Source organism: Pseudoalteromonas sp. NCIMB 1079 (genome assembly GCF_040567695.1).
Taxonomy (GTDB): Bacteria; Pseudomonadota; Gammaproteobacteria; order Enterobacterales; family Alteromonadaceae; genus Pseudoalteromonas; species Pseudoalteromonas distincta.
Genome location: NZ_JBEWZA010000001.1, coordinates 1590381 through 1607678, shown reverse-complemented (window position 1 = coordinate 1607678; position 17298 = coordinate 1590381). Strand labels below are relative to the sequence as shown.

Here is a 17298-nt window from a genome sequence, read left to right as displayed (position 1 = left end):
ACCAATTTACTGATATTTTAAATTTAATTATAAAATCTATTATTTTCATAGTGATACAAAAAATTATTTCTATAGAGTGTTTATTTATATTTGTTTTAAAATAAAATTAGGTTAAACCTGAGTTACTTGAGATAATTAATACTGACATAATTATTTAGGTTCATTATGAAACTATTAGTTCGTAACTTGTCTCGTGCTACCACTGAGCATGAGCTTCGTACTTTATTTGCAGAGCACGGTAAAGTGACTACCTGTAACTTGGTACTTGATAAAGAAACTGGCCAATCTAAAGGTTTTGCCTTTGTAGAAATGCCAAACGACATAGAAAGTAAAAGCGCAATTACTGCACTTAACCAATCTACTGTTGATAAAAGTAAGATCCGCGTAAAACTTGCAGACGCATAAAGCTAACTGCAACCTATGCAAAAAAACCAGCTAATGCTGGTTTTTTGCTTTTAGTGCCCAGTATTATAAAAGAAGCAGACAGCACAAAAAATGTCTCCTGCTCAGCTAATATTGCAGCAGCAAAAAAATGCAATGCCACTAGCTATAAATAAATACCCACTTTTTTACATTGGCCCATTATGTGCTCCTTTAGATTGTTCGTTATTTATACGCCTTATAAAATCAATCTGCAATTGAATGAAAAGTTCTCTATAAAAATTCGACATCGCTGCGGTGCTTCCTTTATATTGAAAGCCTAATTAAATAACAATATGAAGACTATGGCATCTACTCTTTTAAAAAGCGCTAGCCTAAGCTTGCTAGTTGCACTCTTTGGCTGCTCAGAGCCTGCAAGCGAACAAACTCCATTAGAAAATACAGCAGGTGTAAGCCTTAGCAATATTAAACAGCATATTAAAACACTAGCCTCTGATGACTTTGAAGGCCGAGGCCCGCTTACTCATGGTGAAGTAAAAACCGTAGGCTACTTAAGCGAGCAATATAAAGCGCTGGGTTTAACCGGTGCTTATAAAGGTAAATACTTACAGCCTGTAAAAATGGCAATGGTGACAGCTAATCAGGATATGGAGTTAAAGGTAGGTGATTTAAGCTTTGAATCAGGTAAAGACTTTACCGCACGTACCGAGCAACTTCAGCCATTAATTGATGTACGCAATTCTGACGTTGTATTTGTTGGCTATGGTATTAATGCACCAGAATATAACTGGAATGACTATAAAAATATTGATGTAACTGGTAAAACAGTGGTTGTTCTAGTTAACGATCCAGGCTTTGCTACTCAAAACGACGCCCTTTTTACTGGTAATGCAATGACCTACTACGGTCGTTGGACTTATAAATATGAAGAAGCCGCTCGCCAAGGTGCAAAGGCTGTATTTATTGTTCATGAAGCAGCACCTGCGGCATACCCTTGGGGCGTAGTTGAAAGTTCAAACACCGGCACTAAATACACGTTAATGGATAACAATTTAAACGCATCAAAATTACCGGTTATGGGCTGGCTAACACTTGATGCAACTAAGCAAATGTTTAACGCCGCAAAGCTTAACTACCAAGATTTAAAACAAGCAGCATTAAATGATGACTTTAAAGCGACGCCACTTAACTTAAAAGCAAACCTTGCCTTTAAAAACGAAGTATCTCATGCAAAATCACATAACGTCGTTGCACAAATTACAGGTAGCGAATCACCTGACGAATACGTTGTTATTAGCGCTCACTGGGACCACTTTGGTACTAAACAAACCGATACCGGCCCTAAAATTTATAACGGCGCGGTAGATAACGCTTCAGGCACTGCAGCCACGCTTGAAATAGCACGTATAATGAGCAAAATGAACAAGCAAAAACCATTTAAACGCTCAATTATTTTTGCAAACTTTACAGCAGAAGAAACGGGGTTAATTGGTTCTGAAGAATTTGCATCGGGTGCGGTTGTACCTACAAAACAAATGGTCGGTTTATTAAATATTGATGGCATGAACGTGCTTGATGGCACTGACTACATTTTACAATACGGTAAAGATTTATCGACAATGGAAAACTATTTAGCAAAGGCTGCAAAATCACAAGGCCGCGTTGTTAAAATGGACCCTCGCCCGCAGAATGGCTTGTTTTTTAGATCAGATCATTTCTCGCTTTCTAAGCAAGGCGTGCCTAGTTTATTATTTATGAGTCTGGGCGATACCGACCCTGAGTACATTGCGCATAAATACCATAAAGAAGCAGACGACTACTCAGCTGATTGGTCGTTAGGTGGTGTTAAGCAAGATATAGATCTTATTGTTGATATAGCCACACAGCTTGCAAATAATGGCGATTGGCCAAAATGGACGAGCGAGTCTGACTTTAAAGCCAAACGCGCGCAAGATAAGCAATAAATAGCTATTAAATGGTTATGTAATATAAAAATCCTCCTACTTGGAGGATTTTTGTTTTAAACGAGCGCGCATTAATAGCGTTTCGGCCTTTGCCCCTAAATAAACATAAATAGCCAGTGCAATTAAAAGCCCTACTACTGCCAGCATCATCGCTATGGCAGGCATTAAATACTCCGATTGCCCCAAAGCCGCTTTAAACATAGTTAACAGCGCCTCAATTGATATAGCAATCAACACAGTAGAGATAAACCGTGTAATAGTGCGCCGCGTAGACGAGTGCCTAAAAATATCCTTATGCATCAGGATTTCTTCTTCGAGTATTGTTTTACCTAAATCAAATACTGCCAATGCCAAGGTGATGTAAATAATGATACTAAAGGGTTCAAGTGGGTCTGATGAGGTATCTACATGAGTTAATAGCGCGTATATATCACTAAAAACGATATTTAGTAAAAATAATACTAAGCAAAATAAGCACGCCACAATAATACCGTAACCCGCCTTGAAGTAAGGCGACATATTAGCGCGCGCAGTATCACCCATTACAAACTCAATAAGCTGCGTTAAGCTCACATCAACGACCAAGTAATGTTGATTATTAATTGGTTTTTTTAGCTCTTTAATCGCCGATATACATAAATGGTTAGTCGCTATAGAAATATAGGGATCAGTAAAGCACACTTTATCACTTGCTTTAGCGTTCAAAAAATAGGGTCGCTCGCTTAAATCTTGTTGATTACCACTTTCACCTAATTTTTTGCTGTATGCGCGTTTAAAGCAGACGTTATTACCCTGCTGCAAACCTTCTGCATTTAAACAATATTGTAATTCTAAAAATGGGTACTGCTTAATCAGATAGCGGGTATCACGCTCTTTAGTTAATCCGTCCTCAATACTCATTAAAATAGATTCAAGTAAACTGTGTATTACATGCTCATATTCGTGGTAGCGCTCAACACTACTGATATAACTCATCCGCGCCATTTTAAATACTCATTAACCTAAGTTATAAATAGAGTTGCAAGTTTAAAACCAACAATAAAATAACTTAACAATCAGTAACTTGACACTATCCAAACTCAACTTTTGCACTACGTTGGTGACTAAATAGTAATATAATAAATTAAATGCACAAAAAAGCAGCTAAGTATTAATTACTTAGCTGCTTTGTGAGTATGACTGGTAAGGTTCTACATAGAGCTTATTACTGAACCTTCGAAAACTCTTCTTTAGATAACTCGCCATTTCCATCTGTATCTAATTGATCAAAAAGCTGTACTAGTTGCGAGTTTACTTGGGCTTCTGTTTTGCTAATTACGCCGTCGCCATCTGTATCAAAAGAATCAAAATCTACCGCAGCAAACGCCGCTGAAGAAGAAGCTAGGGCTACAAGAGCTAGAGTTTTATGTAATGTTTTCATAATCGTTTCCTTAGGCTTTGGGCCTGATCAGGGGTAAGAAGTCCTTTTCAAAGATCCTTTAGGAGTAAAGTGTTTATAAATTAATATTCAAAAAAATTATTTTCTGTCGGGCCACCGCTACTTTGAACATTCAGCTCGTCAAATTGCTTTATCACTTGCAGTGACTCTTCAAAGCGACTAATTGAAGCGTTGTCGACTGCATCGCGTGTTTCAAAGTCTGTGTTTGCAAATACTACTGACGAAGAAACAATAGCCATAAGTACAAATGTTGATTGTAGCTTTTTCATAATTTAATCCTTCAAAAGTTTGCGGTGTCCTAAATAAATTTGCTCTATAGTGTTCTCTAGTCACTTCCTGGTTATTCTTTTTAGTAAGCTCCCTTGCCTATTTAGGTTGTCTTTGGCAACTCAGAATTTAGATAACATCACAGAGCATTAACTGCTTAAGGCTTTAATTTTAGGCCTTAGAAAACTCATCTTCAGATAGCTCACCATCTTGGTTTGTATCGAGTTCTTCAAATTTGCTTAAAAGCTCAGCATCTACTGAAGCTTCGGCTTGGCTGATTGCGCCATTACCATCTACGTCTAGCGTATCAAAATCTGTTGCTGCAAAAGCCGCTGATGAAGAAGCTAGCGCCATTAGTACTAATGTTGATTGAAATGTTTTCATAATAGTATTCCTTCATTGGGTTGTTGCGATTAAGGCCTTTGGCTTTCATCACGTTTTGCTTAATACACTCTAGGTATTACAACTTCGGTGCCACTTTTTATTTATTACTTAAAAACAATGAGTTAAATGATATAAAGCGAGAAAAGCTTAATTTGGGGAGGTGTTATTGTTGCTATTTAGCAACAGCCATTTAACTAAAAATAATAAACCACTATAAATCAATTGGTTAAGTTTAATTAAAAAGACACACTTTTGCTAAAAAGCCAATAAGGGGGCGTTTAGGTTAGCCTTCAAAATAAACTGAATATGAACATGGAAATTACATAGGATTTATTTCCGGCTATTAAATAATTAATTTATTTATAGTCAGTAAGTTATATTGTTTTTGAAATTTATTATAAAAATTTTGGAAAGATATTTTGAAATTAACTGTTTTGTTGCCAAATGGCGAATTTATTTAGGAAGGTTTCAATGCTAAAGCTAAGTTGTAGCATTAAACTCCTAATTTAATGCGCTGTAAAGCATAGGTTCGCTTGAGTTAAACAAACCTACATCGTGTGCCAGCTATTGGAGTGAAGTAAATTATATAGATTTAAACTACTTCCACCCTTGCAGCCACTTTTGGTTATCTTTTAAATCTCGCCAACTAATTGGATATTGATTTTTTGACATAACAGCCTCAGTAATACATTCAATTACATTGCCGTCTTCATCAAATTCCACCTCAACAATAATGAAGTGTTTTTCTTTATTTATAGCAGGTATTGCGGTCCATTTACTATTCAATAATTTTTTAGGGTTTAGTTTATTCATTTAGTATAACGACTCCTACTCATCTATTTATACAGCTTATATAAGGCAACTATACGACCCCAACATCTACTTAGTTCAGGTTACTGAGCAACTAGCTTGCCCTTATACATTTGCATTTGGCAATGAAAGTCGTATTCACCGGCTTCAAGCGCAGGTAGTTTAACCGTATTGCCATCACCCATTGCCAGCATTTTACTTATATCAAGCTGTGGAAATACCACTGTTTCGGCGCACGGCGCGCTGTCTTTTCTATCAAAGGTAAGTACAACCTCTTTGTTGGCTGCCACTTTAATGTGTCCTGGCTTATAAACACCGTTATCAACGACTATTGTTACTTTGTTGTCATCACTTTGTGTTTGCTCTGGTTTGTATAGCCAAAACCAATAAATAATTGCAGCTATTAACAGTGCACCACCTATATTAATCATCAACATAATGTACTCCTTAGCTTAAATTACGATTTATTTGGTTTGAAAAAACGTAAGCGATTAGCGTTACTTACCACTGTAAGCGATGAAAGTGCCATAGCTGCACCTGCAACAACAGGGTTAAGTAGGATGCCAAAAAATGGATACAACACGCCAGCTGCAATCGGAATACCCGCCACGTTATAAATAAAGGCACCAAATAGGTTTTGTTTAATATTTGAAATAGTTGCATTACTCACTGCAATTGCATCAGCAAGGCCATGTAATGAACCACGCATTAAGGTAATGTCTGCACTTTCTATTGCAACATCGGTACCTGTGCCAATTGCAAATCCTACGTCGGCTTGTGCAAGTGCGGGAGCATCGTTAATACCGTCACCTGTCATACCCACTATTTCACCATTTGCTTGGCGTTTTGTTACTTCGTTTACTTTGTCATCGGGCATTACTTCTGCAATAAAGTCATCAATACCAACTTGTTTAGCAACGGCTTGTGCAGTGGCTTTGTTGTCACCTGTTAGCATAACTAGGTGGATACCTTTATCTTGCAGGCGTTTAATAGCTTCAACTGAATCCTCTTTAATTGGATCGGCTACTGCAATAATAGCGTGGAGCTTATTATTACTTGCAAAATACATGGGCGTTTTAGCATCACTGGCAAGTGTTTGAGCTTGCTCGGTGGCATCATCAACGGCCACGTTGTATTTATCCATTAGCGCTTTATTGCCAAACAACAATGTTTGCCCGTCAACACTGCCAGTGACACCTTTACCTGTAATTGCGTTAAAGTCAGCTACTTTACTTAAAGTTAACCCCTGCTTTTTAGCATGTCCCGTAATTGCTTCTGCCAATGGATGCTCTGAGCTACTTTCAAGGCTTGCAACACGTTGCATTACTGTATTTTCATCACTGTTGTTAAACGTAACTACATCGGTAACTTGCGGTGTGCCTTGAGTAATAGTGCCTGTTTTATCTAAAATCATGGTGGTGATTTTAGATGTTGTTTGCAGCGACTCACCATTTCGAATTAATATTCCTGACTCTGCAGCTTTACCAATACCCACCATAACCGACATAGGGGTTGCGAGTCCTAGCGCACAAGGACAAGCAATAATAAGTACGGTGGTTACCGCAACTACGGCATAAGCAATTGATGGCTCAGGTCCAAAGTTTAACCATGCAAGCCCTGCAAGTACTGCAATAATCATCACTGTTGGTACAAATATTCCTGATATAACATCGGCTAAGCGCCCTATTGATGGCTTAGAGTTTTGCGCACGCTTTACCATATTGATAATATTGGCAAGTGTGGTTTCGCTACCAATGTGCGTTGCTTTAAATAATAAAGTGCCACTTTTATTAATACTTCCGGCAACGACTTTGTCGCCCGTTTTTTTGCGGACGGCCATTGGCTCACCAGTAAGCATTGACTCATCAACCGTACTGCTGCCTTCAATAACATCGCCATCCACAGGGATTTTTTCACCCGGGCGTACCCGTACTTCATTATTTTTTACAACATCACTAATGTCGATGTCTTGCTCTTGACCATTGCGAATTACGCGTGCAGTTTTTGGTTGCAGGCCAATCAAGCGTTTAATTGCTTGTGAGGTGCGCCCACGTGCTTTTACTTCAAAAGCGAGTCCTAAACTAATTAAACCGATGATCATCGATGATGCTTCAAAATATACGTGTCTTGCGACTTGTGGTAATAAGTTTGGTGCTATTACTACAAACATTGAATACAACCACGCAGTACCTGTACCAAGTGCTATTAATGTATCCATATTGGCAGCATGGTTTTTGAATGCCTGCCATGCACCGTTGTAAAATTGTTTACCTGATATAGCCATAACCACAAGCGTGACTATACCCACTAAAAACCAAGCTATTCGTTGTGTGTCGGTGGTCACACTCATGTCAAAAATAAGCCCGTATATCATTAACGGCGCACCGACTCCTAACGCCAATATCATATTACGCATTAGCTTTTTATAATGTGCCTCATCCGACTTTGCTTTTTCATCAAGTGCATCTTGATCAGACTCATTACTCATTGGCTTAGCTGAATAACCAATGTTTTCGACTGCTTTAATAAGCGTGCTTTCGCGGGCTTTACCTTCTACACGTACAGTACGCTCAGCAAAGTTCATTTCCACGTTTTGCGCGCCTTGCACGCTATTAAGGGCTTTTTCAATTTTAGCCACACAACTGCCGCAATTAGCACCTTCAATAATAAAGTTTTGCGCGGTGTCTTTTGTATTAGTCGTCATTACGCTGCTCCTTATTTGCAGAATCGTTTATTGGATCAACAAAAGATTCTATTAAACTACATACGTCACTGGCATTTGCACCATCGGCTGATGTATCCCATTGCGCCAGAGCTGCATGCATTCTGTTTCGTAACTTTAATGTTTCTTGAAATAGTGCTTCGGTTTCTTCTAGGCGTTTAGTAATGAGTTTACGCGTTAACGGACAAGGACAATTCCCCTGCTCAGACTCGCCTATAATGTGTTGAATATCTTTGAGTGAAAAACCAAGTTGACGAGAGCTAATAATAAACTTTAAACGCTGCTGGTCTTGCTTTGTATATTCTTGATAGCCATTTCCTTCACTGCGTATTGGGTTAAGTAACCCAATACGTGTGTAATGACGAACAGTATCGGCAGTCACGCCCATTAATTTGGCAAGTTGTTTAACATACATAATTTAGCCCCGTGGAATTTCAATAGATCAATAATAAACCTATGTGCAACACACAGGTCAATAGAGAGGAGCATTAAAGCATAATTTAAATTTACTGAAACTGATTTAGCGAAAAAGAGAAAGCGCTCTGGCTAGAGCGCTTAAATAAGAGAGGTAAAAGTATTGAATCTATTGTTCTTTAAAGGTTAAATTTAACCAGCAAATATCAGCAGTCTCTAGTTAGCATGCTCGCGTGAGGCTTTTAGCTCTTCGCTTAGCTTGCCTGCTATATCTTGAATTTTTGGCATAGCATCTTTCATTAAGCTTTGTGACATTTGCATAGACTCTTGCATTACAACAGGCATTTTTTCAAGTATTTTTTGCCCTGTATCTGTTTTATAAAACGCTAACATATCGGCAATCTCTTGCTCACTAAAATGCTTGTCGTATACATTGACCATCATTGGCTGCATTTTAGCCCAGCTCATTTCGGTTTTTAATACCGTCGTCATGTCGCCGTAGTACTTATCAAAAATAGCTTGCTCAGAAGGCTTAACACCCATTTGGTCTGACATGCCTTTCATCATACCTTCAATCTGGCCGTACATAGAATCAACCATTGAATCTAAATTCATTACACTAATGAGTTCATCTATTTTTTGCTGCTTAGTATTTTGTTCAGCATATAAACTACTAGAAAAAATCAGTAATGATAAAAGTAGTACCTTACCCATAATAATATCCTTTCATATAAATAATTAATTTATAGTCACATGAATAGTTTGTATTGTAAAGGGTACAAGCAATCATTAAAAAGGCCGAATAAAATGAATTTATTCGGCCTTTTATAAATTAATTTTTGCGTTAGTCGTCTTCTACATTATCTAGGCCTTTAGTGCCTTCTTTGGCTTTTAGCTTATGATGAATAGCTGACTTTATTAGCATGTAACCACTAATCGGTGCTGTAATTAGTAAAAATATAGTGATGAGTATTTCTTTAACACTTAGGCCATGCTCTGAACTTGCAAAATAAACCATAGCCGCAATTAACATACTCGCCATGCCCAACGTAGTTGCTTTAGTTGGTCCATGTAAACGCATAAAAAAGTCAGGTAGTTTAATTAAACCTATTGAGCCAATTAAAATAAACGTACCACCAAATAACAATAATATTGATACAACCCATTCGCTGATCATGTTTTCACCTTATTCAATTATATCGCCACGTAGTAAATACTTACACACTGCAACCGTACTTATAAAGCCGAGCATGGCAATGAGCAGTGCAGCTTCAAAATAAAGCCCTGTATCCATACTAATGCTGTATAAAATAATCAGTGCGATGACGTTAATGTACATAGTATCGAGCGCTAAAACACGGTCAGGCACTGACGGACCGATGATCAATCGCCATAAATTAAGCAATAATGATAAGCCAATCATCGAAAAAACAATGAGTAATACGGTGTCTAACATTGAAATATCTCCTTTAGTGGAGCTTCGTAGCGTTGTTTTATTTGTTTGATAAGTGCTTCTTCATCTTTAAGGTCAAGCACATGTATCAGTAAGTAGCGTTGCGTTGGCTCTTCACCTTCAGGTAACGACTCAGCAATTGGATAAACTTCTGCACTCACAGTACCAGGTGTAAGCGATACACAACTAGCCAATATAGTAATTGGCATGTCGTGTGTTAAATCTATAGGAACTTTTATAAAGGCCGGACGCAATTTTTTTGATGGCCCAAGTATAAGTAAAGCCACTTGTAAATTTGCAACAACAATATCGTACAGCACTATAAGTAACTGCTTAAGCGCCAAGCCTGGCTTTAAAATCAGTGGCTGAGGGTCTCGAAACGAAAAACTTAATATAGGGATGAGTATCGCAAAAATAGTCGCTAATACTAAGTGCCCTACCGATACGCTATTGTTTAACAATAACCAAACCATAAACAAAAATAAGCTACGAAATGGCGTTGGTAACCAACGAAAACGGGCTTGTAATCTCATCACATGCCTCCTTTAAGTACAGCATTAATACCGCCGCTTAGATCATGTAACTGAGTAGCAGCATTTAGCATATATTCACTTATTGGTCCGCCCAAAATAACGAGCAATGGCGAACATGCAAGTAAAGCTATAATTACAGTTACCTGCACTGGGTGTGCACTTGCACAATCGGCATTTTCGCTATTTTTGCTTCTATGCTCCCAGAACAAAGTTGTGCCAGCGCGCGAAAGCGCTACTAGCAACGCAAAACTTGTTACTAAATATACTGGCCAAAATAATAAAGCTTGCTCACTGTTTAATGTCGCTTTAAGTATCCAAATTTTACCTACAAAGCCTGACAGTGGTGGCATACCAACTACCGTTAAAGACGCAATAATAAAGCACACACCTAATAAAAATGGCTGTTTTACAGAGCGACCTGCTACTAGTCTATCGCCAACTTTACCGCGCTGGATTGAAACTAAGTCTGCTAGTAAAAATAGTGCGGCACTAACAAGTGTTGAATGCACTAAATAATATAAAAGTGCAGCAGTGGCATTTACATTTTGCAATGCTATTAGCGCAACCAGCGTACCTACCGATACTAATACTAAGTTAGAGGTGAGTTTACGTAAGTCTTGTGCTGCCATCACACCAATTGCACCTACTATAATGGTCGCAATTGCTAAGCCCCAAAGCCAAGGCTGCGCCATGTGTTCAAGCGCTCCGGCTTGTTCACCAAATATCACAGTGTAAACACGAAGCATGGCGTAAACGCCTACTTTGGTCATAATCGCAAACAATGCGGCAACCACAGGTTTAGCACTTGCGTAAGTATTTGGAAGCCATAAATGCAGAGGTAATAGTGCGCCTTTTAAAGCAAATACTATTAATAGTAGTAAGCCACCTGCTTTTGCTAGATATACATCATCACCTGTAAGTAGTGATACCTTTTGCGTCATATCTGCAATATTAAGCGTACCAAGCACACCGTACAAAATACCCAAACCAATTAAAAATACGCTTGAGCCAACTAAATTCAATATTACATATTGCAATGCCGCACGAGTATTTTGTTTATCACCTGCGTGCATTAACAATGCATACGATGCAATCAGTAGCACTTCAAAAAATACAAATAGGTTAAATAAATCGCCAGTTAAAAACGCGCCATTTACACCTAATATCAAAAAGTGAACAAGTGGGTGATAAAAGCTACCTTTTTCATCATCGCCAGCACTACCATATAAAATAGCGCCCAAACCTAAAAATGAAGTTAACGTAACCAATAAGGTAGACAACATATCGGCTACTAAGACTATTCCAAATGGTGCAGACCAATTACCAATAGCGTAAACGTTAATACCCGTATTATTAATATGTACAAGTAAAAGCACACTAATGGCAAAAGTAGCTATTGCCATTACAATTGAAACTAAGCGGCGAATTTTAACGCTTTTACCACATGGTGGCAGTAATAAAATAACGGCCGTCAGCATAGGTAATAAAATAGGGAGCGAAGCTAAATGTTGGATCATTTTTGCTCCTTATTATCTGCAGAGGTGTTAGGCACATAACCATCAACATGGTCGCTACCTAAATCGGCGCGCCCACGTATTGCCAAAATAACCACGAATGCGGTCATCGCAAAACCAATAACAATAGCTGTAAGCACTAAAGCTTGAGGTAATGGGTCGGCGTATTCTGTACCAGTACCAAGCACTACCGCTTTATTAATAGTAAGACGACCTGCTGAAAACAAAAATAAGTTAACAGCATATGAAATCATAGTAAGTCCAAGTACTACAGGGAACGTACGAGCTCTTAGCAGTAAAAACACACCGCAACTGACCAATACTCCAACGCAAGATGCGTACAATAATTCCATTAAATATTTACCTCTTTTTTCTGGGTATCTGCCGTCATATTACCTAAGCTTGCCAAAATCATTAGCGTAGCGCCTACAACCGTTAAGTAAACACCTAGGTCAAATGCAATCGCGCTGGCAAGCTCTGTTTTACCGACAAACGGAATATCAAAGTAGTCAAACCAAGTTGTTAAAAATGGCTTATCAAAGAACCAGCTACCCACACCAGTGAACAGTGAAATACCAATGCCTGAAGCTATGATTTTACGATAATTAACATCAAAACGTCCGTTTATCCATGCTGTACCATGCGCCATGTATTGCAAAATAAACGCGATTGACGTTACCAGTCCTGCAATAAAGCCACCGCCAGGTAAGTTATGTCCGCGTAAGAAAATATATGCAGAAACCAATAACGCAAGCGGTAATAAACTTTGTGAAATACTCGCCAGTAAGATTGGGTGGCGCTCTCGTGCCCATGGACGCCCTTCGCTGTCACTTGCTGGCATAAATAATGGGATTCGAGAAAGTACTTTAAATATACCTAATGCGGCAATGCCTAATACGGTAATTTCACCAAGCGTATCAAAGCCCCTAAAGTCGACTAAAATAACGTTAACTACATTAGTACCACCGCCACCAATTTTAGCGTTAGCAATAAAGAAGTCTGAGATTGAATCTAATGGACGTGTAAGTAATGCATAACAGATACTCGCTATAACTACACCTAACGTAGAGGCAATTCCTAAATCTCGAAGTACGCGTAATGAACTTGATTCTTTTGGCGTATGCTGGGGTAAGAAAAACAATGCCAGCATAAGTAAAATAATAGTAACAACCTCAACAGTTAACTGTGTAAGTGCTAAATCAGGAGCAGAAAAGCGTGTGAATACAACCGATACCATTAACCCTACGATTGAGAGCATTAACAACGATACCATTCGAGAGCGATGCCAAATAACGGTAGCAAGAGCACCAATAATCAATAAGCCCGCACCAATTGCATTGTGCACATCAACAGGGGTAAGTGGCATGCTGCCAGCAAGTTGTTGCATTTCAAATAATGGCCAACCGGCACACAGTAAGACTACCGCTAACATAATTACTAGGTAGCGCTGCAGCGATCCATTTTCGATACTGCTTACCTTTGACTGACACCAAGCAACAACACTTAAAATTACACGTTCAAACGTCTTTTTAGCATTTAAAGGTGGTAATGATGCTTGAAACTGAAATAAATATTTACGATTAATATAAATAAATAAGCCGCCAGCAATCGCCATTGCACTCATTAATAGAGGCAAGTTAAACCCGTGCCAAATAGCCAATTCGTAAACTGGCATCTCTTTTCCAAGTACAGCTAAAGAGGCCGCAGATAAAATGCCATCAATTGTAAAGTGTGGGAACATACCCACTAGCAAACAAATCACAACTAATATTTCTATTGGTACTCGCATATAACGTGGCGGTTCGTGCGGCGTGCGAGGTAAATCGATTGGCTCACCATTAAAGAACACGTCATGAATAAAGCGTGCGGAGTACGCAACAGCTAATGCGCCTGCAACCGTTGCCAGTACTGGAATTAACCACGACATAGAACCAAGCACTTGCTGATGCAGCGTTTCTGCAAAAAACATTTCTTTAGATAAAAACCCATTAAGTAATGGAACCCCTGCCATTGCAGCCGCCGCGACCATTGCAAGCGTTGCAGTGTATGGTAAGTATCGCCACATACCATTTAATTTACGCATATCGCGCGTGCCTGTTTCATGATCGATAATACCAACGGCCATAAATAACGACGCTTTAAACGTTGCATGGTTAATTATATGAAATATAGCAGCAACAGTCGCAAGCTCAGTATCAAGCCCGAGTAATAGCGTTATTAAACCCAAATGGCTTATTGTTGAGTAGGCTAACAGTCCTTTTAAATCGTGTTTGAATAACGCTATATAAGCACCAAACAACAGCGTAGCTAAACCTGTTAATCCAACAAGTAAGAACCACGTATCGGTGCCAGCTAAAGCCGGATGAAAACGTGCTAACAAAAATATACCGGCTTTTACCATGGTTGCAGAATGTAAATACGCGCTCACTGGTGTAGGAGCTGCCATTGCATGAGGAAGCCAAAAATGAAAAGGAAATTGTGCCGATTTAGTAAACGCACCCAATAGCACCAATACTAATGCTACTTCGTATAAATCGTGAGATTGAATTATTGCTTTACTCGCTAGGATAACATCTAGGTCATAACTACCAACAATATCACCTAATAGCATTAAGCCTGCAAGTAACGCTAAGCCGCCCGCGCCTGTTACAGCAAGTGCCATACGAGCACCCTTTCGCGCTTCAGACTTATGCCACCAAAAACTAATTAATAAAAATGAGCTGATGCTCGTTAATTCCCAAAACAACCACAGCTGAATAACATTGTTAGACATAACAATGCCAAGCATAGCGGTCATAAACAGCATTAAATAACTATATAACTTAGCCATTGAGTCGTTGGCACTGAGGTAGTAACGCGTGTAGAGGATAACGAGCAAGCCTATGCCTAAAATCATAAACATAAACAATAAACTGAGGCCGTCTAACCGCAGAGATAGGTCGAGCCCTATTGACGGGATCCAAGCGAAAGAGTAACGAATGGTTTCGCCCGCTAAAACTGCAGGTGCATGGTATAAAGTTATTCCCAAAGCCGTTAAAGGCGCAAGAGCCGTTAAGCTAGTGCTTAAATTGCGGGATAACTTACCCGTGCATGCAGAAATAACACTGCCAATTAAGGATAACAAGGGTATCCAGAGCAAAGTCATAATGTAGGGCCTTTTATAATCATAAGTTTATCAGGGCATCTCTTTTTAATACTAAGGGATGCTTTTACTGCCTGTTTTTAAACGACATTAATGACTATAGTTATACTGAAAAACACTGATTTTGTCTATAAAAAGCGGTTCTGTATGGGTGTTTTTTAAACATGAACTAACAATTTATTAAGCCTACAAAAACAATTAATTAATACTGATAATTGTTAATTTAATATGGCCTTATTTGCAAATGTAAGCGCGCTGGAGTGGCGATAAGAATTACCATTGGTCATATCTAAATGCTTCAACCAAATCTCTCTATACTGCGCCGAGAGCCCTAACTGCTGATATTGCATAATAGACCAATTTTCACTAGGTTTATATGCAACACCACCTATCTGGCAACTCTTTGCTTTATGCCAGCCTATTGGGGGCGACTCATCATGAGAAATAAATAAATTAGGTGCCACAAAACCCGTTTTTGCACACAACCATGCTTGTTTAGTTTTAGGCAAAGCATATTCATCTTCAAAACCGTTAAAATGCATCAACTCATGCAAAAACACACTGTATTTTGCTTTTGAGTTTATTAGCATTGTTCCTTTAGTAACATTAGCCGTTCCATCTTTTGGCATCATTACTATAAAATCAAAATTGTTAGGAAGCTGGTTATTGAGTTTAGCTGATTGCCAGTCACACTTTGCTATTTGATTAGTGCTACTTTTACACTCAAGCATACCTGCAACGTAAACTGGTTTTGAAAAGCAAAAAATATTTTCACGGGGCTCTGGCTGTTTATTATAAACATTAATAAACTCGGTGAGTTTATATAAGCCACTACGATGATCGCTCATAGCCAGCACGTTAAACATACATTGCTTATTAGGTTTACTTATATTTATTAAAGATGAAAAACCGAGAGCGTGGATAAACTCACTAGATACTTTACTCTGTGGTGTTTTTAACTGAAGTTTTAGATGATTTAGCACATCCCCTGCTGGTAATTTGTTTTTACTAGCGAGTAACTTTAAATCGCTCCAACGTGAGTGCTCAAGTAACTTTGTTGCTAATATTTTACGCTCTGGGATTGTTAAGTCATTTAATGCTGTGAGCCAAAATTGTTTTGCAGTATCGCTCTGACTGTTTTTAATAAGCTTAAGAGAATACATATATTGGGCTGAAGAAATTTTACTGCGGGCAAGTATAGCTAAAGAGGTATTTGGTAACTGCTCTAAGTGATCAGAAAAATAACCAGGTGATTTCCAATAACTTTGTAGCACATTAGCTTTTGCGTTTAAAACATGCCAAAAGCCAATAGCGCCTAGGTGATTACTCGAGCCTGTAATTAACAAACAACATAGTAATACACCTATTAATTTAAAACGCTTAACTTGCGTCAACACCTTGCATCAACTCAAGCTCTAAACGCGCATATTTGTACTCAATAAACTCGTGTACATTAGTTGCTAGCGCAAGCCTAAAGTAGTCTGATGCTAAATACAGCTCACCTGCTGCTTGATGCATTTTAGCTAAATAAAAATAAGCTTCGCATAAACGCTGCGCATATTCTTGCTCAGTTCTAACACCATCACTAATGCCAGATAAAAATGCATGTTCACTCATATCCCCCGTATAAAGAGAAATTAACTGGTACGCCCATTGTGATTCATCAAGCGCAGTGGCATTTTGTTTAAGTGCATCAAGCGCAACGGCTTTATCCTCTTGTGCTTGTGCTAAATAAACCCATAAAACTCGGTACGGATCTTTTGGAGAGCGAGCTAAAAATTCATTAAAATCATTTTTAGCAAGGCCTGCTCTGTCGCCGTAATACAGTGCGATACCACGATTTAAATAGGCGTATTCATGCTCTTCATCAAGTTCTAGGGCAGAATCGAAAAACTCATAGGCTTTTTCATACTGCTGCATAAGCGTATGTTGAATACCTAAAAAATTATACACTTCAGCTAAATCAGGCTTAAGCTTTACTGCGCGATTAAAATCAATACGTGAAAGAGTTGTCATACCTAGACTATCAAAAAGTACACCACGGTCGTAATAAAGCTTAGCTTGTTGCTCTTCGCTTAAGTCGGCTCTATTTAATAGCTCTGAGTAGCGTGCAATAGCAATTTCACTTCTAAAGTCAGAAGCTAAAGGTGCAGTAAATGGCACATTAACAATCGGGGTTGGTTCTGATTCTGTTGTAGTTTGGCAAGCGCTTAAAGACAAAATAGCAAAAGATGCCAAAGCTAAATGTTTGAGTATCATTAAAATCCTTAATACCA

The 17298-nt window shown here is 38.6% G+C and carries 19 protein-coding genes; 2 read left to right on the top strand and 17 right to left on the bottom strand.

The window, feature by feature from the left end; translation table 11 throughout:
• The first annotated feature begins 165 nt into the window (after positions 1-165).
• Positions 166-405 carry an RNA recognition motif domain-containing protein gene (locus tag ABX891_RS07380; RefSeq protein WP_002958513.1) on the top strand — a complete coding sequence of 80 codons (240 nt, stop codon included), beginning with the start codon at positions 166-168 and terminating at the stop codon, positions 403-405.
• 320 nt (positions 406-725) lie between these two features.
• Positions 726-2345, top strand: coding sequence for a M28 family metallopeptidase (locus tag ABX891_RS07375; RefSeq protein ID WP_309168958.1), 1620 nt, complete (start codon positions 726-728; stop codon positions 2343-2345).
• A gap of 36 nt (positions 2346-2381) precedes the next feature.
• Here the strand turns inward: ABX891_RS07375 and ABX891_RS07370 are convergent, their stop codons facing one another.
• The 17 genes from ABX891_RS07370 to nlpI all read right to left on the bottom strand — a co-directional run bounded on the left by ABX891_RS07370 (position 2382) and on the right by nlpI (position 17281).
• A complete protein-coding gene (locus ABX891_RS07370) occupies positions 2382-3329 on the bottom strand; it encodes a PDC sensor domain-containing protein (RefSeq protein ID WP_024603579.1) in 948 nt (315 codons plus the stop codon).
• A 220-nt stretch (positions 3330-3549) separates the two neighbouring features.
• A complete protein-coding gene (locus tag ABX891_RS07365) occupies positions 3550-3765 on the bottom strand; it encodes an EF-hand domain-containing protein (protein WP_024597051.1) in 216 nt (71 codons plus the stop codon).
• A gap of 80 nt (positions 3766-3845) precedes the next feature.
• A complete protein-coding gene (locus ABX891_RS07360; protein ID WP_354629207.1) occupies positions 3846-4052 on the bottom strand; it encodes a calmodulin in 207 nt (68 codons plus the stop codon).
• 169 nt (positions 4053-4221) lie between these two features.
• Positions 4222-4434 carry an EF-hand domain-containing protein gene (locus tag ABX891_RS07355; RefSeq protein ID WP_007585535.1) on the bottom strand — a complete coding sequence of 71 codons (213 nt, stop codon included), beginning with the start codon at positions 4432-4434 and terminating at the stop codon, positions 4222-4224.
• A 597-nt stretch (positions 4435-5031) separates the two neighbouring features.
• Positions 5032-5247 carry a TIGR02450 family Trp-rich protein gene (locus ABX891_RS07350; protein WP_182755538.1) on the bottom strand — a complete coding sequence of 72 codons (216 nt, stop codon included), beginning with the start codon at positions 5245-5247 and terminating at the stop codon, positions 5032-5034.
• An 80-nt stretch (positions 5248-5327) separates the two neighbouring features.
• A complete protein-coding gene (locus ABX891_RS07345; protein WP_354629206.1) occupies positions 5328-5681 on the bottom strand; it encodes a cupredoxin domain-containing protein in 354 nt (117 codons plus the stop codon).
• A gap of 20 nt (positions 5682-5701) precedes the next feature.
• Positions 5702-7948 (bottom strand): heavy metal translocating P-type ATPase, encoded by a 2247-nt coding sequence (locus ABX891_RS07340; RefSeq protein WP_354629205.1) that lies wholly within the window; start codon positions 7946-7948, stop codon positions 5702-5704.
• The gene (locus ABX891_RS07335; RefSeq protein WP_354629204.1) at positions 7938-8381 is read right to left on the bottom strand and encodes a MerR family transcriptional regulator; all 444 of its coding nucleotides are present in this window, start codon (positions 8379-8381) and stop codon (positions 7938-7940) included. The genes ABX891_RS07340 and ABX891_RS07335 overlap by 11 nt, the downstream gene beginning before the upstream one ends.
• Before the next feature lie 215 nt (positions 8382-8596).
• Positions 8597-9094, bottom strand: coding sequence for a DUF2059 domain-containing protein (locus ABX891_RS07330; RefSeq protein ID WP_354629202.1), 498 nt, complete (start codon positions 9092-9094; stop codon positions 8597-8599).
• 130 nt (positions 9095-9224) lie between these two features.
• Positions 9225-9557: a Na+/H+ antiporter subunit G gene (locus ABX891_RS07325; RefSeq protein WP_002958501.1), complete on the bottom strand. Its 333-nt coding sequence runs from the start codon at positions 9555-9557 to the stop codon at positions 9225-9227.
• A 9-nt stretch (positions 9558-9566) separates the two neighbouring features.
• Complete coding sequence (locus ABX891_RS07320) at positions 9567-9836, bottom strand: K+/H+ antiporter subunit F (RefSeq protein ID WP_007378493.1); 270 nt, start codon at positions 9834-9836, stop codon at positions 9567-9569.
• A complete protein-coding gene (locus ABX891_RS07315) occupies positions 9830-10366 on the bottom strand; it encodes a Na+/H+ antiporter subunit E (RefSeq protein ID WP_002958499.1) in 537 nt (178 codons plus the stop codon). Before ABX891_RS07315 ends, ABX891_RS07320 begins: the two co-directional genes overlap by 7 nt.
• On the bottom strand, positions 10366-11883 hold the full coding sequence (locus ABX891_RS07310) for a monovalent cation/H+ antiporter subunit D (protein ID WP_354629201.1): 1518 nt from the start codon (positions 11881-11883) through the stop codon (positions 10366-10368). The genes ABX891_RS07315 and ABX891_RS07310 overlap by 1 nt, the downstream gene beginning before the upstream one ends.
• Positions 11880-12233, bottom strand: a complete 354-nt coding sequence (locus ABX891_RS07305) for a Na+/H+ antiporter subunit C (RefSeq protein ID WP_010554685.1) — start codon at positions 12231-12233, stop codon at positions 11880-11882. The genes ABX891_RS07310 and ABX891_RS07305 overlap by 4 nt, the downstream gene beginning before the upstream one ends.
• Positions 12233-15025: a monovalent cation/H+ antiporter subunit A gene (locus ABX891_RS07300; RefSeq protein ID WP_024603510.1), complete on the bottom strand. Its 2793-nt coding sequence runs from the start codon at positions 15023-15025 to the stop codon at positions 12233-12235. The genes ABX891_RS07305 and ABX891_RS07300 overlap by 1 nt, the downstream gene beginning before the upstream one ends.
• 215 nt (positions 15026-15240) lie before the next feature.
• Positions 15241-16416 (bottom strand): hypothetical protein, encoded by a 1176-nt coding sequence (locus tag ABX891_RS07295; RefSeq protein ID WP_354630119.1) that lies wholly within the window; start codon positions 16414-16416, stop codon positions 15241-15243.
• A complete protein-coding gene (nlpI, locus tag ABX891_RS07290) occupies positions 16403-17281 on the bottom strand; it encodes a lipoprotein NlpI (protein WP_002958493.1) in 879 nt (292 codons plus the stop codon). The genes ABX891_RS07295 and nlpI overlap by 14 nt, the downstream gene beginning before the upstream one ends.
• Between the last annotated feature and the right edge of the window lie 17 nt (positions 17282-17298).